The organism is Niallia sp. FSL W8-1348 (genome assembly GCF_038006745.1).
In the GTDB taxonomy this organism is placed as follows: Bacteria; Bacillota; Bacilli; order Bacillales; family Cytobacillaceae; genus Niallia; species Niallia alba.
Genome location: NZ_JBBOVV010000002.1, coordinates 526,503 through 547,934 on the forward strand (window position 1 = coordinate 526,503; position 21,432 = coordinate 547,934).

Annotated in this window: 24 protein-coding genes; 8 read left to right on the forward strand and 16 right to left on the reverse strand. The window is 33.7% G+C overall.

Annotated features, from left to right (window positions below; all coding sequences use genetic code 11):
- Positions 1 to 273 precede the first annotated feature (273 nt).
- The gene (locus NST60_RS21055) at positions 274 to 831 is read left to right on the forward strand and encodes a GNAT family N-acetyltransferase (protein ID WP_101731022.1); all 558 of its coding nucleotides are present in this window, start codon (positions 274 to 276) and stop codon (positions 829 to 831) included.
- A 71-nt stretch (positions 832 to 902) separates the two neighbouring features.
- On the opposite strand, the gene NST60_RS21060 is transcribed toward NST60_RS21055, so the two are convergent.
- From NST60_RS21060 to NST60_RS21070, 3 genes are all read right to left on the reverse strand, one after another.
- Positions 903 to 2,546 (reverse strand): FAD-dependent oxidoreductase, encoded by a 1,644-nt coding sequence (locus NST60_RS21060; RefSeq protein ID WP_169188720.1) that lies wholly within the window; start codon positions 2,544 to 2,546, stop codon positions 903 to 905.
- Between the two features lie 91 nt (positions 2,547 to 2,637).
- Positions 2,638 to 3,936: an arsenic transporter gene (locus tag NST60_RS21065; RefSeq protein WP_169188721.1), complete on the reverse strand. Its 1,299-nt coding sequence runs from the start codon at positions 3,934 to 3,936 to the stop codon at positions 2,638 to 2,640.
- A gap of 129 nt (positions 3,937 to 4,065) precedes the next feature.
- Complete coding sequence (locus tag NST60_RS21070) at positions 4,066 to 4,410, reverse strand: ArsR/SmtB family transcription factor (protein WP_169188722.1); 345 nt, start codon at positions 4,408 to 4,410, stop codon at positions 4,066 to 4,068.
- Positions 4,411 to 4,610: 200 nt separating this feature from the next.
- Between NST60_RS21070 and NST60_RS21075 the strand changes: the two genes are divergently transcribed.
- The 3 genes from NST60_RS21075 (at position 4,611) to NST60_RS21085 (ending at position 7,126) form a co-directional block, all read left to right on the forward strand.
- The gene (locus NST60_RS21075; RefSeq protein ID WP_169188723.1) at positions 4,611 to 5,975 is read left to right on the forward strand and encodes an MATE family efflux transporter; all 1,365 of its coding nucleotides are present in this window, start codon (positions 4,611 to 4,613) and stop codon (positions 5,973 to 5,975) included.
- A gap of 212 nt (positions 5,976 to 6,187) precedes the next feature.
- Positions 6,188 to 6,670 carry an Hsp20/alpha crystallin family protein gene (locus NST60_RS21080; protein WP_016203944.1) on the forward strand — a complete coding sequence of 161 codons (483 nt, stop codon included), beginning with the start codon at positions 6,188 to 6,190 and terminating at the stop codon, positions 6,668 to 6,670.
- 18 nt (positions 6,671 to 6,688) lie between these two features.
- Positions 6,689 to 7,126 (forward strand): Hsp20/alpha crystallin family protein, encoded by a 438-nt coding sequence (locus NST60_RS21085; RefSeq protein ID WP_101731018.1) that lies wholly within the window; start codon positions 6,689 to 6,691, stop codon positions 7,124 to 7,126.
- 44 nt (positions 7,127 to 7,170) lie between these two features.
- On the opposite strand, the gene NST60_RS21090 is transcribed toward NST60_RS21085, so the two are convergent.
- Both NST60_RS21090 and NST60_RS21095 read right to left on the reverse strand, forming a co-directional pair.
- Positions 7,171 to 7,674 (reverse strand): GNAT family N-acetyltransferase, encoded by a 504-nt coding sequence (locus NST60_RS21090; RefSeq protein ID WP_016203946.1) that lies wholly within the window; start codon positions 7,672 to 7,674, stop codon positions 7,171 to 7,173.
- Positions 7,675 to 8,002: 328 nt separating this feature from the next.
- Positions 8,003 to 8,767 carry a CAP domain-containing protein gene (locus NST60_RS21095; RefSeq protein WP_016203947.1) on the reverse strand — a complete coding sequence of 255 codons (765 nt, stop codon included), beginning with the start codon at positions 8,765 to 8,767 and terminating at the stop codon, positions 8,003 to 8,005.
- 442 nt (positions 8,768 to 9,209) lie between these two features.
- Here NST60_RS21095 and NST60_RS21100 point away from each other — a divergent pair, with 442 nt between their 5' ends.
- Positions 9,210 to 9,455 (forward strand): hypothetical protein, encoded by a 246-nt coding sequence (locus NST60_RS21100; protein WP_016203948.1) that lies wholly within the window; start codon positions 9,210 to 9,212, stop codon positions 9,453 to 9,455.
- 81 nt (positions 9,456 to 9,536) lie between these two features.
- On the opposite strand, the gene NST60_RS21105 is transcribed toward NST60_RS21100, so the two are convergent.
- The 5 genes from NST60_RS21105 to deoD all read right to left on the reverse strand — a co-directional run bounded on the left by NST60_RS21105 (position 9,537) and on the right by deoD (position 14,917).
- Complete coding sequence (locus NST60_RS21105; protein WP_169188724.1) at positions 9,537 to 10,361, reverse strand: hypothetical protein; 825 nt, start codon at positions 10,359 to 10,361, stop codon at positions 9,537 to 9,539.
- Positions 10,362 to 10,508: 147 nt separating this feature from the next.
- Positions 10,509 to 11,414, reverse strand: a complete 906-nt coding sequence (locus NST60_RS21110) for a CobW family GTP-binding protein (RefSeq protein ID WP_169188725.1) — start codon at positions 11,412 to 11,414, stop codon at positions 10,509 to 10,511.
- An 85-nt stretch (positions 11,415 to 11,499) separates the two neighbouring features.
- Positions 11,500 to 12,978 carry a lmo1851 family serine protease gene (locus NST60_RS21115; protein WP_302183198.1) on the reverse strand — a complete coding sequence of 493 codons (1,479 nt, stop codon included), beginning with the start codon at positions 12,976 to 12,978 and terminating at the stop codon, positions 11,500 to 11,502.
- A 290-nt stretch (positions 12,979 to 13,268) separates the two neighbouring features.
- On the reverse strand, positions 13,269 to 14,129 hold the full coding sequence (locus NST60_RS21120; protein ID WP_101731013.1) for a M15 family metallopeptidase: 861 nt from the start codon (positions 14,127 to 14,129) through the stop codon (positions 13,269 to 13,271).
- Positions 14,130 to 14,215: 86 nt separating this feature from the next.
- Positions 14,216 to 14,917: a purine-nucleoside phosphorylase gene (gene deoD, locus NST60_RS21125; RefSeq protein ID WP_016203952.1), complete on the reverse strand. Its 702-nt coding sequence runs from the start codon at positions 14,915 to 14,917 to the stop codon at positions 14,216 to 14,218.
- A 217-nt stretch (positions 14,918 to 15,134) separates the two neighbouring features.
- Here deoD and NST60_RS21130 point away from each other — a divergent pair, with 217 nt between their 5' ends.
- Complete coding sequence (locus NST60_RS21130) at positions 15,135 to 15,260, forward strand: hypothetical protein (RefSeq protein WP_169188727.1); 126 nt, start codon at positions 15,135 to 15,137, stop codon at positions 15,258 to 15,260.
- A gap of 286 nt (positions 15,261 to 15,546) precedes the next feature.
- Here NST60_RS21130 and NST60_RS21135 read toward each other — a convergent pair whose 3' ends face one another.
- A complete protein-coding gene (locus NST60_RS21135; RefSeq protein WP_016203954.1) occupies positions 15,547 to 15,717 on the reverse strand; it encodes a YozD family protein in 171 nt (56 codons plus the stop codon).
- A 288-nt stretch (positions 15,718 to 16,005) separates the two neighbouring features.
- Positions 16,006 to 17,121 carry an IS4 family transposase gene (locus tag NST60_RS21140; protein WP_169188410.1) on the reverse strand — a complete coding sequence of 372 codons (1,116 nt, stop codon included), beginning with the start codon at positions 17,119 to 17,121 and terminating at the stop codon, positions 16,006 to 16,008.
- Positions 17,122 to 17,327: 206 nt separating this feature from the next.
- Between NST60_RS21140 and NST60_RS21145 the strand changes: the two genes are divergently transcribed.
- On the forward strand, positions 17,328 to 17,480 hold the full coding sequence (locus NST60_RS21145) for a hypothetical protein (RefSeq protein ID WP_156827827.1): 153 nt from the start codon (positions 17,328 to 17,330) through the stop codon (positions 17,478 to 17,480).
- Here NST60_RS21145 and NST60_RS21150 read toward each other — a convergent pair.
- Together NST60_RS21150 and NST60_RS21155 are read right to left on the reverse strand one after the other, a co-directional pair.
- Positions 17,477 to 18,181, reverse strand: a complete 705-nt coding sequence (locus NST60_RS21150) for a hypothetical protein (protein ID WP_016203956.1) — start codon at positions 18,179 to 18,181, stop codon at positions 17,477 to 17,479. The genes NST60_RS21145 and NST60_RS21150 overlap by 4 nt on opposite strands.
- 444 nt (positions 18,182 to 18,625) lie before the next feature.
- Positions 18,626 to 18,865: a YozE family protein gene (locus tag NST60_RS21155; protein ID WP_101731012.1), complete on the reverse strand. Its 240-nt coding sequence runs from the start codon at positions 18,863 to 18,865 to the stop codon at positions 18,626 to 18,628.
- Positions 18,866 to 19,105: 240 nt separating this feature from the next.
- On the opposite strand from NST60_RS21155, the gene NST60_RS21160 reads away from it, so the two are divergent.
- Positions 19,106 to 20,179 (forward strand): SGNH/GDSL hydrolase family protein, encoded by a 1,074-nt coding sequence (locus NST60_RS21160; RefSeq protein ID WP_101731011.1) that lies wholly within the window; start codon positions 19,106 to 19,108, stop codon positions 20,177 to 20,179.
- Between the two features lie 212 nt (positions 20,180 to 20,391).
- Here NST60_RS21160 and msrB read toward each other — a convergent pair whose 3' ends face one another.
- Together msrB and msrA are read right to left on the reverse strand one after the other, a co-directional pair.
- Entirely contained in the window at positions 20,392 to 20,817 is a 426-nt protein-coding gene (msrB, locus tag NST60_RS21165) for a peptide-methionine (R)-S-oxide reductase MsrB (protein WP_016203959.1), read from the reverse strand.
- Complete coding sequence (gene msrA, locus NST60_RS21170) at positions 20,817 to 21,350, reverse strand: peptide-methionine (S)-S-oxide reductase MsrA (protein WP_016203960.1); 534 nt, start codon at positions 21,348 to 21,350, stop codon at positions 20,817 to 20,819. The genes msrB and msrA overlap by 1 nt, the downstream gene beginning before the upstream one ends.
- Between the last annotated feature and the right edge of the window lie 82 nt (positions 21,351 to 21,432).

Here is a 21,432-nt window from a genome sequence, read left to right on the forward strand (position 1 = left end):
CGTAAATTCTATCTTAATAATTGTTCATTAATTATTTACATTTTGTTTGTATTTTCCTATTTTCAATTTCGCTGAAATTTTGTATGATATAGAAAAGTAATTTGTTATCATGCGATAATAATTAAAGATGGGAAGGCAAATGGTGCGCCACCGCTTTGGTTCTAGTGGGTTCGATTCCCACCCCGAAATTTTTTTTCAAATGGATTAAAAATTTCGAGGGTGGGCTTTTCTTTTTTCATGAGTAAGTTCTGCCCTCATAATGGAGGGATTATTGTGTTAAAGAAAAGAGACCTTGAGGAATGTCAAGCATTGTATCCTTTAATGACGCATCCAGATGTCTTCCCTTTCGTGCGTCAAAAAGCTAATTCTTATGAAGAATATCTTTTTCTAACGAAACAAACAATAGAAGCGGAAGAAAGAGGAGAACTCATTTCAAGAACCATTTTAGATGAATGGCACAATCCGATTGGTACGATTAATCTCTATGATATTAACGAAAATATCGGCTTTCTCGGAACTTGGTTGGGGAAACCATATCACGGAAAAGGATACAATCAAATAGCAAAAGATCTATTTTTCTCAGAAGCATTCTTCGATCTTACTATTGAAAGTATACTAATGCGGATTCGAAGCAATAATATCCGTTCACTAAAAGCAGCTGAAAAGCTTCCTTATGTGATTTCCGCTAATGAAACGAGAAGCAATCTTTTGCAAACATTAAATGGTTCTGGCATTCCATATCAATTATTTGAAATTCCTAAAGATTTATTTACTCTATATACTCTACGTCAAAATGCAGAAGAGACGACAAATGATTGCAGAGAGGCGTAAGCTTATTCCCATAATCTACTAAAGATCAGTGATAGTCCATTCGCCTATCAACTGATCTTATTTTATTTAAATTATTGATTCTTCTTGTAGTATTGATAATTTTTATTTCCACCGGATAGATTATAAAGTTCGGTGAATCCTAGATTCCGCAATACATTCTGTGCAGCATTTCCCGTTACTCCACTATTACAATAGATTACTGTCGGCAAGTTGGGGGCGAGTTTGGTTAAATTCTTACGCAAATCCACTAGTGGTATGTTAATCGCATTGTCGACACATGAAACATTAAATTGTTTGGCACCACGTGTATCAATAACTTGAATGGATTCTTTGTTATGGATTCTTTCCGTTAAAGCTTTAGGTGTGATTAATTTATTTTTCTTTTCAATCGCATTCTGCAAGGCCATTCCAGTGTACATAACTGGATCTTTCGTTGTGCTAAATGGGGGAGCATACGCAAGATCGAGATGAAATAAATCTTCTGCTTTTGCTTTAAAAGTAATTGCTGTTACAAACACATCGATTCTTTTATCTACCCCATCTTCCCCAACTATTTGCACTCCTAATATTCTACCTGTTTCCCTATCAGCAATTGCCTTTATGACTAACTCCTTGCCCCCAAGATACTCTGCTCTAGCTGGCTTTATATTATGGAGTATTTCAATATCATATCCTTCTTTCAATGCTTCTGTTTCGTTCATTCCAGTTTGTCCAACTGCTAAGTCAAAAACTCGAAGGATTCCAGTTCCTAAAATCCCTCTATGCTCTAATGAACCACCTGTTATCACATCACCAGCTATTCTCCCCATTTTATTTGCGGTACTACCTAATGGGCGATACAGTGGTTTCCCTGTTATTAACGAATAACTCTCAGCAACGTCTCCTACAGCATATATGTCTGGTAAGTTTGTTTGCATCTTGTTATTAACGACTATCGCCCCTGAATCACCGACCATTACACCAATAGCTTTTGCTAATTTCACATTAGGACGAACACCTGTAGCAAGGATAACAAGATCTGTTTCCATTGTTTTCCCTGATTTTGTTTGTATTTCCTTTTTGCTTATCGTTGTAACTTCCTCGTTTAATAGCAGATTAACCCCGTTTTTAATTAAGTGTTCCTGTACACGTGAAGCAATATCTTTATCCATATGTGTCAAAACTTGATTACTCCGTTGTACTAATGTTACTTCTAATCCTCTACGGGTTAGCTGTTCTGCCATTTCTAAACCAATATACCCCGCCCCGATAATTGTAGCCTTCTTGGGTTGCTGTTCTGTAATAAATTGATTAATCGCTACTGTATTTTGAATGGTACGAACCTGAAAAACTTGCTTACTTTCAATTCCAGGGATAGCTGGAGTTATTGGTGAAGCTCCCGTAGCGAAAACTAAAACATCATATACATCCTCTATAGTTTCATTTGTTTCCAAATTCTTCACTTGAACTTTTTTCTGAGTTGTATCTATTTTCGTGACTTCGTATCGGACAAAAACATCGACATTGTACCGCTTTTTAAACCAAGCTGGACTTCTCGGTATCAATGTTTCTATGTCCTCTACTTCTCCTCCTAAGAAATATGGGATTCCACAAGCAGAATAAGAAATATCATAATCAGCATTATAAAGGGTGATCTTCGCATTTTCATCATTCCTACGCGCTTTTGCTGCTACTGATGTTCCAGCTGCTACTGATCCTATAATAATTATTTTCATGTCAATCCTCCTATTACAAAAATTTATTTTTTCTTACTAAAGAAGCACCTATCTTTGGCAAACAACCTATTTAATATTCATAACAGGCCAACTACGAAAGAAAAGAAAGCCATAAATATAAACCGATTAACGTAATAAAAAGGGTAGGAATTGTTAGGATGATACCTGTTTTAAAATAAGTTCCCCATGAAATTTTAACCCCTTTTTGTGACAAAACATGAAGCCATAGTAAAGTAGCTAATGAGCCAATTGGTGTAATCTTTGGTCCTAAATCAGAGCCAATTACATTGGCATAAATTAAACCTTCCTTAATAACTCCTGTTGCATTTGTATCAGCTATTGCTAATGCATCAATCAGAACAGTGGGCATATTGTTCATAATCGAAGATATAATAGCAGCCATAAATCCCATTCCTAGGGTCGCAATAAAAAGGCCCTGATCTGCCGCTGCCTGAATTACTGTAGAAAGCAGGTTTGTTAATCCAACATTGCGAAGTCCATAAATAACCACATACATTCCTATTGAAAAGAATACGATTGACCACGGTGCTCCTTTCATTACATCTTTAATCGATACTGCAGCACTTCTTCTGGCAAAAACAAGAAAAACAATAGCAATGATACCTACAATAAACGATACCGGAATAGCAAGAAATTCACTACCTACATACCCAGTAAGAAGAAATGCTAAAATTAACCACGAAATACGAAACATTTTTGGGTCTTTAATTGCTTCAATTGGAGCCTTTAAGTGGTTTAATTCATATACCTTTGGAAGGCTCTTACGAAAATAAAGGTATAGGACAAGAATGCTTGCTGCCAAGGAAAAGAGATTTGGAATAATCATTCTAGTCGCATATTCAACAAATCTAATTCCAAAGAAATCAGCAGAAACAATATTAACAAGATTACTAACTACTAAAGGTAAAGAAGTTGTATCAGCAATAAATCCACTTGCGATAATAAATGGAAAAACCATTTTTTCATCTAGCTTTAATGCTCGTACCATCGCTAATACAATTGGTGTTAAAATAAGTGCCGCCCCATCATTAGCAAATAGCGCCGCAACTATTGCACCTAATATAGAAACATAAATAAACATTTTGACTCCGTTTCCCTTAGCAACGCGAGCCATATGTAATGCTGCCCATTCAAAAAATCCAATTTCGTCTAGAACCAGCGAAATAATAATAATAGCAATAAATGCAAGTGTAGCATTCCAAACAATTCCTATTACATCCACTACATCATTAAAATCCACTACACCAATAAGTAACGCTAATATCGCCCCCCCACAAGCAGACCAGCCTATTGAAAGATTTTTCGGCTGCCAAATAACCAAAGTTAATGTTAATAAAAAGATAATGATTGCCAAAATGGTTTGTAGCAAAATCTGTCAACCTCCATAAGTTACATCAAATTTCATTAGAATATGCATAACGTATTTTAACATATAATTATATACTTATATGTTATCTATAAAAAGACAACATATCAATTCATTTATATTTATCAACTGTTACTCACAGGATATTCTTAACCCCTGTTTTTCTAACCAAATGAATTTTTCTTCTTGATTAGGAATGTATTTTAGTATGTCACTCACCATTGAAAAATATTTGTTTTGTTGGTCTAAGGAATAGATTACCCATTGACCTTTACGTTGTTCTTTAACCACTCCAGCATCTTTTAATTTTCTTAAATGTTGACTAATAGCAGGTTGAGACATGTTAATCACATCGACAAATTCACACACACAGCAGTCATGAATCATTAGCATACCTACCATTGATAAACGCGTCTTATCACCTAAAAGCTTTAAAACTATGGCTGCTCTATCTAATTCTAATTGTTCTGAAGACATTATTCCTCATCCATTTCCAATAATATTTATAAACATCATAAGGGGGGCAATTTAATTTTGCAAGCAATTATGAATAACTATTCTTACAAAACCACTCTTTTTTTCACAAACAATTTTGAAGTTTCCATTTTTCCTTCTCCTTCATACCCCTTTTCTATGATATAATACGAAACGTTATTGTAAAGAAAGAGGACAAGCAGATGAAACAAACTTATTCAATAAAACAAAAGTTATCTCAAATGATTATTATTTTATTGCCTATTCTTGTTACACAGGTTGGTATTTTTGCATTAAGCTTTTTTGATACGACAATGTCAGGGCATTATAGTCCCGTTGACTTAGCTGGAGTAGCAGTAGGAAGCTCCTTATGGACACCTATCTATACAGGACTTAGTGGCATACTACTCGCTTTGCCTCCCATTGTTTCGCAATTAATGGGAAAAAACGAACACAAAGGTGTACGTTTTTCTGTTATCCAGGCAGCATATCTTTCCTTTAGTATGGCTGTCTGCCTATTAATTATTGGTTATTTCTTCTTAGATCCTGTTTTAACTAGCATTGGATTAGAAAAGGATGTATATGAAGTTACTTACCATTACTTAGTTGCACTAAGCACTGGAATTATTCCCATTTTCTTATACTTTGTTCTTCGTTCCTTTATCGATTCACTTGGCCAAACCCAAATAACTATGTTTATCACTTTAATAGCAATACCAATTAATATTGTCTTAAATTATGCACTTATCAATGGAATTTGGATTTTCCCTGAACTAGGTGGTGTAGGTACTGGATACGCAACTAGTCTAACCTATTGGTTTATGTTCTTTATGGCTGTCTATATTGTTCATAAAAAACAGCCTTTTAGCTCCTTTCAGTTATTTGCTCATTTCTCGAGAATGTCTTGGTTAAAATGGAAAGAGATATTAACGATCGGGATTCCGATTGGCTTTTCTGTATTCTTTGAAACAAGTATATTTAGTGCTGTAACTATTCTAATGAGTAGTTACGATACGAATACAATTGCAGCACATCAGTCAGCCATTAACTTTGCTTCTCTCTTATATATGGTTCCCTTAAGCATCTCAACTGCGTTAACCATTATTGTCGGTTATGAAGTGGGAGCCAGACGCATGAAGGATGCAAAAATTTATAGTTGGTTAGGCGTCGTACTCGCTGTTATAATTGCTATTATAAGTGGGATCATTCTTTTAACGTTCCGAACAGACATTGCAGAAATTTATACAAAAGACTGGGAAGTACTCCACTTAACAGCTCATTTTCTAATTTATGCGATTTTCTTTCAACTTTCAGATGCCATCCAAGCACCGATTCAAGGAGCGTTACGAGGATATAAAGATGTAAATGTGACTCTCTTGATGAGCTTTATCTCCTATTGGGTGATTGGTCTACCGAGCGGATATCTTTTTGCTACCTATACAAACTTAGGGCCATTCGGTTATTGGATCGGACTTATCGTTGGTCTTGCAACCGGCGCCATATTCTTAACAAGTCGTTTAGTTCAAATTCAAAAGAAAAAGTTTAATTATAAACAAATTCACTCTTAAAAAACTGCGCCTCTGTAGCGCAGTTTTTTCATTGGCTCCTTTGAAATCACTTATATTTTTGATAACATATGATTCACCTTATCTTTAAGTATACATTTCTAAATCGATTGACCTCTGTTGCAAATCAAATTAGGCAAATACACACTTTTTGCATCCATGAATACAATGAAAAATAAGCATATATTTGTAAAGTGAGAAAGGATGAATTTCCAATGTTCCCTTGGAATTTATTCCCTTTTAATAAAGATGCAAAAAATAGAATGGATCAAATGAATCCACAGGATATTCAAAAGTATGTGCAGCAAATGATGGATAAACTAATGCCTGATTCTCTCCAAAAAATGGAACCAGATAAAATGTTCCAGAGTTTTTCTAAAGGAGAAAATTTTCGTAACGATAACATTAATCATTCCGAAAAATTTAACTATGTTGTTTTTGAAACCCATCATCATGTTTATGTAAGAATCCCTATTTTAGATAGCAACTGGTTAGAGCATCTTAAAATTTTTTATACATCCAATCAATTAATCATTCAACATATTCCTTCCTTTGAAGATAAACATACCATTACCCTGCCAGCGATTGTACGAAAAAAAGGCTCTGTTGCACTGTATAAGGATGATATTTTAGAAATAAGGATTCAAAAGAATATTGATATTCAATATTCTGAGATTGATGTGACAGAAATGAATTAACAAGAAGAGGAGATTTTCATGAGTTTTGATAACTTAAAAAAAATCTATCAATTTTCTGAGAATAGCCATAAGGAAGACTATTGGAAAGAAATGTTTGGGTCAACCAACAAAGATTGGATCACACATGAATCTACATCTATTAAAAACAGTGATGCCTTTCCCGCATGTGATTATTATTTAAATAAATCCCATTATTTTATCGAAATAGAATTACCAGGAATGAATGTGAATCAGTTATCCATTCACTTAAATAACCAAGTTCTACACATAGAGGGCTATTATCAAACATTTATTCCTAATTGTGCCTACCTTTTAAAAGAACGACAGAACAAACATTTTGCCAAAAATATTAAAATCCCTGCGGATATAAAGGAAAAGGATATTAAGAAGAAATATGAGAATGGGATTTTGCAGCTTTCTTTTCCACAGAAAGAAATGAAAAAGGAGGGAATATAATGATTCCCTCTCCCTTCTTGCACTTATTTAGCTTAAAACTGATATCATAGAAATAGTTTATCATAGCAATAAAATGGCTTGTCTTTTCCTTCAAAATAAGTTGCGCCAACTTTATTATATCCATTTTTCACAAATAAACTTTGTGCTTTATCATTTAATGAGTATGTATCCGTCTTTAAATAGAATATATCTTGTTCAATGGCATAAACCTCAGCAAAAGCTAATAAGTTACTGGCAATTCCACCTCCACGGATATCAGGGTCCACAACTAATCGATGAATAACCATATATTCCTTATTGGTATAGGTCCACTCTATTTCCTCATAGTTTTTACCGCCAATTTGATCGATCGTAATGGAACCAACCACTTTATCATCTATTATGGCAACAAAAAGATTATTATTTTCAATATCTACTTTGAAGCTAGTTTCATTTGGATATTTATGTGACCATTGATCATTTCCTTCTCCTTGCATGATAACTAAAGCTTTTTGTACGATTTCCATAATTACTGGCAAATCATCTATATGTCCTTGTCTAATTTCCACTTGTAATTTCTCCTATACAATAAATTCTTCTCTGATATCTCTATTAATTAGTGTGCTTTTTCTAAAAGTAGATATTCAGGAAAAATCATTATATAAATTTATCGACAAAAAAACCACTATTTTGATTAACAGAAGCTTATATTTCTATAATTTTAATTTTTTTGATAAAGTGAAACTTCCATCAGTGGGGGAAGTCTTACTGTCCGTTAAGAGTGGGATAAATAAAACTTTAGACCTATTCTAGTTTAAAAAAAATACAGCTTCATCAAAAATAAATTTCTGAGAAGCTGTATTTTATCTAATCTTTTTGTAAAACTAAAATCGAAGTTTATTTTCCGATAAATTGTTGTGTCCAGTAGTTTCCGTTTTCTACATATCCAACACCAATATGTGTAAATTTATTGCTTAAGATATTGGCACGATGGCCTTCACTATTCATCCATGCTTTCACTACTTCTTCTGGCGTTTTTTGACCTTTAGCAATATTTTCTCCTGCAGCTTTATACGATATACCAAATTGCTTCATCATATCGAATGGGCTTCCATATGTTGGACTTGTATGAGCAAAATAATTATTTGCACTCATATCTTGTGACTTCGCTTTTGCCACTTTGCTTAATCCAGTATCTAATGTAAGCGCAGGTAAGCCATTTTTAGCTCTTTCTTTGTTTGTTAATTCTACTACTTGTTTTTCATAAGCACTTACTGATGTTGCTGTTTTTGCAGAACTGTCTTTAGCCGAATCGGTTGTTGCATTATTTTGTGAAGTAGTCTTTTTAGGATTTGATTTACTTTGTTTATTTGTAGTGTCTTTTTGTTCTAGCGGACGATTTTCTACTTCCTTTTGTTTATTGTGCGTCTGTTGTTTTGCAACTTTTAGATCGTTCCATACTTTATCTATATCTACTTGATAATTAGTAGAAATATTGTTAAGGATTTTATTTAGTTGCTCTTCTGATAAATTATTAGATTGATAGATTATTTTTGCTTCTTGAGGTTGAATAGATGCTGCTTCTGCTTTATTTGCAAGCGGTGTTGCCAGCATTAATGTTGATGCTGCTGCTACTGAAAAAATTACATTTTTCTTTTTCATCGGTTATTTCCTCCTTGGTTATCCAAATCGAAAAATTAATAGATTTTGTTGTTTTCGACTTACAACAACATCATATCATACGATTTTTGTCATAATTTTGGATAAAAAATACAGATGAAAAATAATGTTGCGGAATAAATTAATAGATAAAAAGAAAATAGAATAGATTAATAGGTAGATCAACAAATATCTGTTGTTTATTTGGTTATAAATAAAGATGGATAAAAAAAACAATAATTGATTTTTTTTCTTCATCCTCCGTATTTTGGTCAAAAAAAAATAGTTGACATATTTTTTTGACCAGCTCCAAAATAACATTAAAGACAAAAGGTTTACAAAAATGTAGTGTTTATTACAAGTCACTAAACAGGAAAATTGCATAAAAAACGGCATAGTTGGAAAAATAAAAAGGATTAATATCTATAAAGAATGGAGTAATGATATGAATACACCGTATTGCTGCCCCAATTGCAAAACGAATCGCAGTCGCTTTAATATTATTCAGCAAGTCCCTCAATCGGTTAAGTTAGATCCGCAAACCGGTACTGTTGTAGAGGAATACACATCCGAGAATTTATCCCCATTTCATATGGGATATTCTGGTCCTGATTATCGCATTCAATGCGCTGCATGTGGATTGGTTGAAGAGGAAAAAACATTTATTAAATTTGGGGAAATGAAGGGATAATTTCTTTTCATTCCTAAACCTATTAAAAAAGCATCCCGTCTTCTTATAATAAAAAGTACGGGATGTCTTTTATTTGGACAACTATTCTAACAGAGGTTTCTCAACAATTACCTTCCATCCTTCTAACGGTGAACTCCTAATCAGTAATAGCTCTTTTCTTACTCTTCTAGATTTTTCGTTTTTCACATACACATTGCAATCGATTGAAAGGTTCACTTGCAACTCTTGCTCATAATCTTCGTGCTCTAACTCTTTCATGTCCATCATTTTTATATTCTCTATCATCGTTAGTTCAGAAGACCAATCTTGCTTCGTTGAAATAGATTGTAGTATCGTTGTATCCTGCTCTTTTATGCCAGCAATAAATGCTGTAGCTACATCATTGGGATTCAATTGCTCTAAATACTCCGTTAATTGCCCTGCTGCTTTATAAACCATTAATTTATGGGAAAAATCCATCTTATCTGTTTTATGAGTTGTGCTTCCTAAAAAGTGAACACAAAAATGACCAGGAAAATTATTTGCCAAAGCACCTGCACCATGTGGCATTCCATGCATGGATGCAGCATACCATTGATCCTCTACCATGATGAGGACCGCTCTCCGACGCCAGCTCCACTTACCCTCATAAATATCCTTCATTATCTTTGTATCTTCTGTAGTAAGCGGCTGTACGTCTGCATGCTGGCTTCCTGCTCTTCGCTGAACGTTGAACTGCTTACCTGTTTCAATGTCCATAATTGTAAACTTGCTGTATCTAGGAAGCCATTCATTAATCATATCCCATGACAATAACTGAATGTCAAAACTAATTGGTGAGGAAGTATTTTCTCCTGTTGCTTTCACTATATGAGCGGAAGTTATGAAAGTACTACAAAATAGAAAAAGTAGAATTTTTTTATACACTGAGAACCACCTTCATTATAATTTTTCAATAATGAAAGTTTGCCCCATTTTCTCCTCTGTACTCTCGTGCACTTCGCATCACTAATAATTACCAATTAATGACACTATCGGTCATTTGCTTGTACTATCTACTATATATCCTAAATCTTATAAGAGGTTCAATTCATTCTCTACTTTTTTCCAATCGATATTTTCACCAATAAACACCATATTTAATGGCATATTCATTTCCTCTTGCATAAATAAAGGCATTCCGTATGAGTACTGAAACAAATCTGGATATTTGGCTTGATGAAATTTAACATAGCCCTTAATACGGTAAATTGTATTAGGAAGCTCTCTTAAAAAGAATTCAAATTGATCTGCTGCAATACTCTTTTTAAAGGTATATACAAACGTACTTAAATGTAAGGCATGAACCGATGTCTTGGTAATGCCACTATATATGTGACTTTCCATTTCCAGTAATTTTTCAAAAGGGAATTTAGAATAAGTTGTTAACACGGTAAATGCATGTGAGCAAATCGATTGCAGTTCAAACGTAATTTTTGCTTTTTCTGCTTCTGTTAATTGGTCTTCTTTATTAACGATTATTAAACTTGCATGTCTAGCTTGTTCCATAATAAGTTGCTGAATTGGGGCACTTAATGTAGATCGTTCAAGCCATTGTCTTCCATTTATCACTGTTATTATCCCTTTGAATCGAAGCTGATCTGCAAAAATTGGAGATAGGATACCATCTATTGTTTCTACTGGATGTGCAGCTCCAGTTGTTTCAAAATAAATAACATCAGGTTTTTCTTGCACCAATAATGTCTGAATTTGCGCTTCGACTTCATCTTGGATTGTGCAGCACACACATCCTCCAAGTAATTCTTTTAACGGAATATCTCCATCGATTTCATTGGAATCAATGGAGATTTTTCCTAATTCATTCATCAAGACAGCTACTTTGCGACCAAGCGCTTTCTCTTTTTTAAGTATTTCTTTTAACAATGTCGTCTTTCCACTTCCTAAAAATCCAGAAAGTACATATATATCTGTCTGTTTCATTTTATAAACTTCCTTTTATTATTTTTATAAGAAAGAAAAAGAGGATGACAATAATGTGTCACCCTTTTCTGGTTTAATTTAACCCTTATTTTTTCATTTCCTCTTTTAATACTTCTACTGCCTTTTTCATTTGTGTATCTGATTTTTGAATTTTTTCACGGAGTTTATTCATTAATTCGGTGGTTGTCTCACCCGTAATAACTCCATCTTCCTTTAATTTTTCTTTCTTTTGAAACTCTTTCGTAACATTTTCTGTGCTTTCATCAAAGTAGCCATTCGTATTGTCTATGTCATAGCCTAAAGCTTTTAACATTTCTTGTGCGATTTTGACTTCCTCTGAATTACTGCCTATTTTTAATTTGCTTTCTGGGTTAATCATTGTAAGACTTGCATAGCTTGGAAGCTCTACTTTATGTGTTGGCTCAATTCCTTTTTCATGGATCCAGCTACCATTCGGTGTTAACCATTTATCAACCGTAAACTTGATATTGCTACCATCTGTAAAGCTTTTCGCTTGCTGTACTGTTCCTTTTCCAAATGATTTCACTCCAACTAATGGTACATCAGCAGATTGATTTACAGCACCTGCTAAAATTTCAGAAGCGCTTGCGCTACCTCCATCAATTAGAACGACAAGTGGAATATCCATATTACTACTATTTTGTGAAGTAACTTTTTCGACTGTACCGTTTTTATGTTCAATTTGATAGATAACTTCCCCATCTGGAACAAAAAGCCCTGCAATTTTTTTGACTTCTTCTAAAAGACCTCCAGGATTATGCCTTAAATCAAGGACAATTCCTTTCATACCATCTTCTTGATATTTATTTAAAATGTCAACTAGCTCCGATGCAGTATGCTCCGAGAAGCTGGTAATCTGGATTTTAGCAATTTTATCTTTATCCATTTCCCCATAAACCGTCTCAATTGGAATTGTATCTCTTGTAATCGTGATTTTTAATGGTTCACTTGCACCTGATCGTTCAATTTCCAATTCTACTTTTGTTCCCTTTTCACCGCGGATTAATAGAACTGCTTCTGATGAGCTCATTCCTTGAAGAGACTTTCCATCCACCGTAAGAATTTTATCATTCGGCTTAATCCCTGCTTTTTCAGCTGGAGAACCTTTAATAGGAGATACTACAACTATACTATCATTTAACTGTTGTATTTCAGCTCCTATCCCTTCAAAAGAGGAGGAAATACTTTGTTGAAAGCTTGCTGCTTCTTCTTCATTCATATAATCTGAATAAGGATCATCCAAAGCTGTAAACATACCATCAATAGCTCCATTAACGAGATCGTCTGAACTTAAATCTTTATAGTAGCTGTCCATTAATGTGTCATAGGCAGTATATAATTTATTAAATTCATCTCTTTGATTGTTTACTGTTACAGCAGGCTCATCCCCAAAGGAAAAGGCAATCGTCGTAATTCCAGCAGCTGCAATTACAACTACAAATAAAAGCATTACAAAATAAAACTTTTTTATTTTAAAATACCCTTGTTCATTTTCCTGTTCTTGTTCTATTTCCTTTTCCGTATTATTTTGTTCGTTATCCAAATGTTTCACCACTTTCGTTAACAAGAGAGTTATAAATTATGTATAAAGATAGAATACCATGTTTAATTTTATTTAATCAAATGTAAGGAAGCTCCATTTTAATAAAGTGAAACTTCCATCAGTGGGGGTTTTCCCCTCATCCCCCACTGATACCAATCGTACCTTTACGGACAGTTGATCTCCCACCTATCTTCCTCGTATTCTCATAAAAAAAGAGGGGGAGAGTCTTACTGTCCGTTAAGAGTGGGATAAAGCAGAAAGGAAATATATATTTCTTTCCTGCTTACTTTTTATATTTTTCGAACAACCTTAAAGTATTCTTCTAGCGTCCAGTCATTTTCAAAAATATCTTTTGCAGATTTTTTCCCAACATATCGAAAATGCCATGGTTCAAATTTATACTGTGTAATGTTTTCTTTTCCCTTAGGATAACGGAGTATAAAGCCATATAGATGAGCATTTTCCTTTAACCATTTACCTTCTTTTGTCTCTCCGAATTCTTCCGTTAGAAGGAACTCAGCACTTTGACTGGATATATCCATGGCAAGACCTGTTTGATGTTCACTATTACCAGGATATGCAACTGCCTGCACAGCCTTCTCTTCTCCAACACGATCTACTTCTGCTCCAAATAGTTCTGTCTGGCGATCAAAGGAGCGATATCCTGAAACTGCATAAAGCGTTACGCCGCTTTTCTTTGCACCATTAAACATTTCTTCCAATGCCTTAGCTGCTTCTTGCCTCATATAGCTCTTTTCAATATCCTGATTACCAAAAGAAAATTCTACATTTGGCCGTACTAAATCTTCTGGTGTATATCCATCTGGCAAACCGAATTCTTTATTGACAAGAGATACAATATTTGTTGGGTTTTGAATAATATTTCTTCCATCTACTACTTTAATTTCATTAAAAAAGACAGATTCTAATGTCCAAGGATACTCTTCTTCCTCTGGCACATCTTCGGAAGTATTTTGCTCCTCTTCCTTCCCCTGGTCTTCTGTGTTAACTGATGTTTCACTATCTTGCTCATCTGCTTTCTTGTCCCAAAAAGAAATTTTCTCTTTTATTGATGTTAAATCTACTCTTTCACATCCCGTTAACATAGCTAATGCTAATGCTAGAGAAGAGATTGCTACTGATTTTTTCATTTAATTCACCTTACATATCGTTAAATTTTCTTCTTGCACATGATTTGATAAAGGTATGCAAAAAGCATACCTTTATCTGTTAACAATTATTTAATTGCCGCTTCTAAAGCCACTTCTATCATCTCGTTAAATGTTGTTTGTCTTTCCTGTGCAGTTGTTTCTTCGCCTGTTAAAATATGATCGCTTACTGTTAAAACAGATAGTGCTTTACGATCGAATTTAGCAGCGATTGTATAAAGTGCTGCTGTTTCCATTTCTATCGCTAGAATTTGGTATTTAGCCCACTTTTCTAACTCCGAATTATCATTATAAAACATATCCGCTGTAAAGACATTTCCTACTTTTAAGGATAGTCCTTTTTCAAGTCCGCTATCATACGCTCTTTTTAATAATTCAAAATCAGCTGTTGGCGCATAATCAACACCGCCGAATGTTAATCGATTCATTTGGGAATCAGTTGATGCACTCATAGCAAGGATTACATCTCTTACTTTTACATCCTTTTGAATAGCACCGCAAGTACCAACACGAATTAAATTTTGAACATTATAGCTACTAATTAGTTCATTAATATAAATTGAAATAGATGGTACACCCATGCCTGTCCCTTGTACACTAATTCTTTGCCCTTTATATGTTCCAGTATAACCAAACATATTGCGGACTTCATTATAGCATGTTGCATTTTCCAAGAAATTTTCCGCAATGTATTTGGCTCTTAACGGATCTCCTGGAAGTAAGACTGTTTCTGCAATTTCGTGTTCTTTTGCACCAATATGTACACTCATTTATTTCCTCCAATTAATACTTCATTACTTATTTAAATCCAAATTTTTCTACTTATGAAAACTTCACTATTTGTACTATATCATATTCTAATATGCTGTAAAACATATTTAATTTTAGGATAACATTTTTTTAGAGGGTTATACTATATTTAGTTTTCCTCTAGCTTTGAGGCAAAACAATCTTAATATGGAACAAATGATTTGGAGGGGGATTATTATGGGAAAAAAACATCGAAATCGAATCAATTCTCCAAAGAAAAATAATCATATTCCAAAAGAGGCTATTATCGCAGAACACGAAGCACATGGTAAAGAGTATTCTGCAACTAGAAGAAAAAGGTAACAAAAGCTTCCATCAGTGGGATTTTTCATCTCCCACTGATGGTTAGCTGCACTTATCAGATCTTTACGGGAGAGTTTCCCCCCTCGCTTCCTCCATTCTCCGAAGCTAAAGGTAAGGCTTACCGCCCTTTAAGAGTGGGATAATCTGAAATAAAAACAGGTGGGAAGTTTATTCCTATTGATTAACACGATGGTTTAAGAAAAATTTTGATTTTCTACACACCTTTATGTTGCGACATTTTTACAATAAAAAAATAGCAAGGATTTCTCCTTACCATTCTTATTTTCTATTCATCAATTTCTTCATCAATAATGCATTTGTCCAATAAATATTCAAATGTAATGTCAGCCAATTCTTCAATTTCACCTTCAGTGGGAACGAATCCCCTTTTTAATAGCTCACGAAAGAAAAACTCTGCTATTTCTTCTGTATCAATAATCACGTCGATTTCTTTCAAGCTTATCGCCCCCTTTTTAAAGAATATATGTGACATTTTAAAAATAATGCTTTCTTAAAAAAATTATCTGATAAAACAGACTTTTTTTCAAGTGAAATAATAGGAACTAATTCAAAAATATTCTTTTTATAAATTAGACCACTAGTGTTGCGTAAATAGTGTCATAATTTTCAGTTTAATTGTTTACTCTACTTAGAGCCAAAAAAGTAATTACCTTTCTAAAGGCGGCTCCTGTCCATTTGGAAATTTATTTACAATTAGACCTGTGCAACGACAACAATTTGTTGATTAAGGGATGGCTTTTCCTTCAATTTTGCGAAGCCAGACATGTGCTGGTTTCCACAATGCTGCCCTTAAATAACGGCTAATTTGCAAGGTTTTCCGCTTACTTTTTGTTTCGAGTTGTACCAGAACATGAAGACAAAAAACAATAAGTGCGATAAACACTTGATTTTGAATCGCCCATTCACTTTGACCGTAGAATTTCTTGATATTGAGATGTTGTTTAATCCATTTAAAAAACAGCTCAATTGCCCATCGTGATTTATACATTTCCGATATTTCTTCGGCGCTTAAGTCAAAACGATTTGTGATTAAATGAAGTTCATTACCTTTTGAATCTATTATTTTTAGAAGTCGAAAATAGTTTTCAGCTCGGTTTTGAGTTGTACCAATCAACACCATTTGATCCGACAAAACAGATGAATCCTTGGGTAGTTTAAAATCATAAACCTCCCGTACGACTGCGTTTTTTCGTAGCCTAGAAAGAAAAAAGTAGCCTTCATCGGTCATGCGATCAAAACGCTCGTAGTCTAGATAACCTCGGTCAAACACATACATGCATTCTTTATCGTCAACCATAATCTCAAGTTGACCACGATCGTGTTCGCTTGCCGTTGTCATCACGGCTTTTTCGGGATAGGATTCTCCCTTTTCCATAAATACAAGGCGTAAGTGTAACTTTACGCCTGCCTTAGTTTTGCGGAACTTCGCCCATTTATGATTGGTCAAATTTAGTGGCAAAGTACTTGAATCAATAATTTTTAACGGCATGACAAGTTTTGTGTAGTGTGTTTTGGCGTGAATTTGTCCGACTAAATCAAGGAAAAGTCTTTGAAACAAATCTGGATTTAGACCATTTAAACGGCGCGAGAGCTGAGAAATGCTTATAGAATCAAGGTCGATTTCCTTTTGAAGATGATCATCAAAAAGGCAATCACTTAACGCATGAAGACTTTCAACTTCTTCTAATTGTGCAAAAAGTAATAGTTTTAGGAATGATTCTGTCGTTAACTTTTTCGTATAGCAATCTAATTTCAATGTTTTCACCTGTTCTTCAAATAATTGAAGATTAATTGGCGAAAACCATTGTCCAAATGAAGTTTTTCGTGTAATCTTGTCCATGAGATTGGTCCTTTTTTAGTGGATTTGGACGGGTTACCACCTGACTTATCCATTATAAAGGACTTTTTCTATGCATAAAATAATAAAAGTGAACATTTCGAGTATTTTTAATAGTGAAATTAAATTAATGCAACACTAGTGAAATTAGACATGTTTATGAAAGCTGAAACATATAGATTTACTATAAAAAAAGGGAGGCACTATTAATGAATAAAATCCAATACCTAGTCGAAGATATAAAAGTAGATTTAAACGAAGAAGACAGTCAAATTCTTGCTATTTTTCATTCCCTTTTAAAGAAATTATTTTCTCTTCTGATAATTAGTAGTGTTCCAATGTTTATTTATCTCTTATTCTAGATTTTTGTGTTATTGTCTTTATCCGTTTTTTTGCTTACTTGTTTCAATTTTCGGAGGGTTAACTTCATTACTTGTTCATACTCTGGATCTTTAAATAAAGAATATAAAATACTGTAATCATTATAGATATCTAACAATCCGTCAATTAGCTCTTTCTTTTCCTTCGTTCTTTCTAACAATTCCTTTTCAGTCTTGTGGAAAGAACTATTTGTTTTTTTTAAGTCGATAGACTTTTGTTTTTTATCCATTATATATAATAAACCTAATTTTTGTATAAATGAATCCGCACTATCCGCATCTGCCACCAAGGTTAATTCATCTTCCGCTGCCTCTAGCCATTCTCCATCACTAACTCTAGAAAGCTCGTAAATTACATCTTCCCATGCATCTGTTTTATATCTCCAAATTTCTGTTCGGAATCCCATAATCTTAAAAAGATTGGATCCATATCCTTTCACTTTTACTAAATCGCCAATAAAGAAGCGATATTCGATATCTATTTTCTCTGAATCCATTATTTCACCATCATACTCAGAAAGCATTTGTAAACTGGATTCTAAATATAACCCTTCACTTTTATTCACTTCATATACATGCATATTATCTAAATACTTCACATCTGTAATTTTGCCAACTGTTCCATAAATAGTGATAACTACTGTATCACCAATTTTAAATTTAGGTTTTTTACGATTCGCCATAATTACTAATCCTCTCTAAACAAGATTGGGTGGCATTGCCAACTTATGCGGTTTTCCCCCCACACCTTGAATAGAACATTTGATCAATGAAGATGGGGGATCTTAAAGGAATATAAACCTATCTTCAGTTACCATTTAATTTTCATCCTTTTTGTTCATTAGACTTTCACATTCATTTGTTACTACCATCATATGCAATACTCTAATATTCGCTCATAATAAATTCCTTTCTTCCTGAATCAAACGATTTAAAGACACTTCAAACTGTTTATTCATTATATGTCTATCTATACATAGGAAGAATACATTTGTGCTTATAAGTACAAGCAATAGCTCTTCCTTTTTTTCTTTCCAATTACAGGACCTTTAGATAAATTCGGCAGCAGTTTAAAAACATCTCCATTTGCATAAAAAAACATCCAAACAATTTCTTGCTGGATGTCATCAATAACTATAATTTTTCTTTTCTTCTTGAAATAGATATTGTTCCCAAGCCTCATCAAAAACACGCATACTTTGCAAATAGTGACCATTTAATTCTAAATATTCACTGATCTCATCATAGTCAAAACTATTCTTTGGAAAATCATGATCAAGATAAGCTTCATTTGCAAATTCACTAATTTGATCATTTGGTTCAGGATGTCGAAACTTCATTAAAAAATGATAAAAGGATTTAGTCATGCTCTCACCTTCCTTGATCAATTGATATAACGTATACTATACATAAATGAAAATAATGGTGCAAGTGATTTACCTAATTTGAAACAAGCACATATTGATCAGGATATCTTATTGTCTATCAATCACTGTCTTCTGTTATTAAACACCAGTAAATTACTGCTTACCTTGTCCTTTAAAAGGGTAATTTAATCGTAATAGTACTGTGTTTTCTTTAAAAAGGAGGAAAAATTAAAAAGCAATATGAAAAAGGGATTAAAATACATTATTTACTCGCTTATTTTTATCGTTATTATAAGTATGTTTTATTTATTAATTGATTCGAAACAACCGGAAAGAAATGTCTATAAAAAAATTGCTGATGGAAAACAGGTCAACTATTTAATTGTCGGTGATAGTATAGGTCGTAGCTCAGGAGCTAGCAATAACCATAGAAAATGGTTTCAACTTGTAGAGAGAAGTTTAACAAAAAAATACGGAGGATCTTTTAAAAGACATTTAGTTGTACAAAGTGGCGCTACAGCATTTGAAGGCTTATATAAATTGAAAAATAGCTTATCTAAAGATGTTGATTTAGTATTCATTGTGTTTGGAGAAAATGATCGAAAATATATGGACGATAAGCAATTTTACTTCTTTTATCAATCTTTATTAGAAGAAATCGTCATCCGTCATCCGCATGCAGAATTAGTGACAATTACGGAAAGTAGTCTAGATAACGAGGATTTTGTTCACATAATTAAACAATTATCAAAAGAATTTTATGCTACCAATATCGATATGAGAATTCCTTTTCGAAACTCTGGTCTATCCACTGAACGTTTAACAAATGATCTGGTACATCCAAATGATTATGGTTACTATTTATATGCACAAGCAGTTGTTGATACAATGAACAAAGCAATTCGGGAGAAAAAAACCGTTCTCACTTCCACTATTCCAGTTAAAGAAGTATCTAGTCTAGAAATGAATACTCTTCATCCATTTCATTCAATTGATCCTTCTTTTAAAAACGAAGCAGGCTTTTATACATCGAATAAAATTGGCGCTGATATTGAATATCATTTTTCCGGATCTTTTTTAGGAGTGAACGTAATTAGAAGTGAAAAAGGTGGCATGATAGATGTTTTTGTAGATGATAACTATGTGACAACTATATCCACATGGTGGCCGTTTAAGAAAGAAAGATCCTTATATGTCACGAGTGGATTAACCGATCGGAATCATACAGTTACCTTTCAATTATCTGCAAATAAATCAAGGTATAACATAACAGATCAACAACTAGTTCAAATTTCTTCTATTATTACTAATTAACATGATCTTTTGAGAAAAAGCATTTTCAACCAAATAACCCCAAACAATTATACGTACATGCTAAGAAAAGTTCGTATAATTGTTTGGGGTTTTATTCATTTTAAAAGGAAGGTTTGTGGTGATCACCCGCAGACGGAATACACTTCGCTTTCCATGGGGCGAGCGCCAAGCCTCTCGCTTCTTAAGTTCCAGTGCGGGGTCTGCCTCTCCTTCTATTTAAACAATCGCAAGTACTTTCCGTAACCTTTTTCTTCAAGCTCTTCTTTGGGGATAAATTTCATCGCAGCTGAATTCATACAGTAACGTAAACCAGTTGGATTTGGTCCATCATTGAACACATGACCTAAATGGGAATCCGCTTCTTTACTTCTCACTTCGGTACGAATCATGCCATGACTTGTATCCTTCTTTTCTATTAATTCCTCTTCATCGATTGGTTTTGTAAAGCTTGGCCAACCGCAACCCGCATCATATTTATCTAGAGAACTAAACAACGGTTTTCCAGAAACAACATCTACATAAATACCTTCTGAAAACTCATCCCAGTAGTCATTACGAAATGGTGGTTCAGTTCCATTATTTTGAGTTACTTCATATTGGATTGGTGTTAAATTTTCTTTTAATTTATTTTTTTCCATTAATTCTCTCTCCAATTCGATTGAATATATGATGCACGACCTGAACCAATATGATAACGATTATAATGTTCAGGATTTTTTTTATAATAATCCTGATGATACTCTTCAGCAGGATAAAATGTTGAAGCTGGAAGTATTTTTGTTGCTATCGGTTTGTTAAATTTTCCGCTTGCTTCTAATTGCTGCTTCGATGCTTCAGCTAAGTTCTTCTGCTCTTCAGTGTGATAAAAAATTACTGTTTGATAAGATTGTCCACGGTCATAGAATTGACCACCAGGATCAGTTGGATCAATTTGTTGCCAATAGATATTAAGAAGTTTTTCATAAGAGTACACACTCGGATCATACGTAATTTGAACCGCCTCATAATGTCCTGTCGTCTCTGAACAAACTTCTTTATATGTTGGATTTTCTTTATGACCACCTGTATATCCTGAAATAACTTTCATGATTCCAGGCTCTTGATCAAAAGGCTTAACCATACACCAGAAACAGCCACCTGCAAATGTTGCTAATTCCGTATTCTTTTCCACTTAAACAGCCCCTTTTAAAAACATTCTCCTCTTTTTATTCCCTTATATGTTTGATTTCACACTATTAGCTTAATGTTTAATG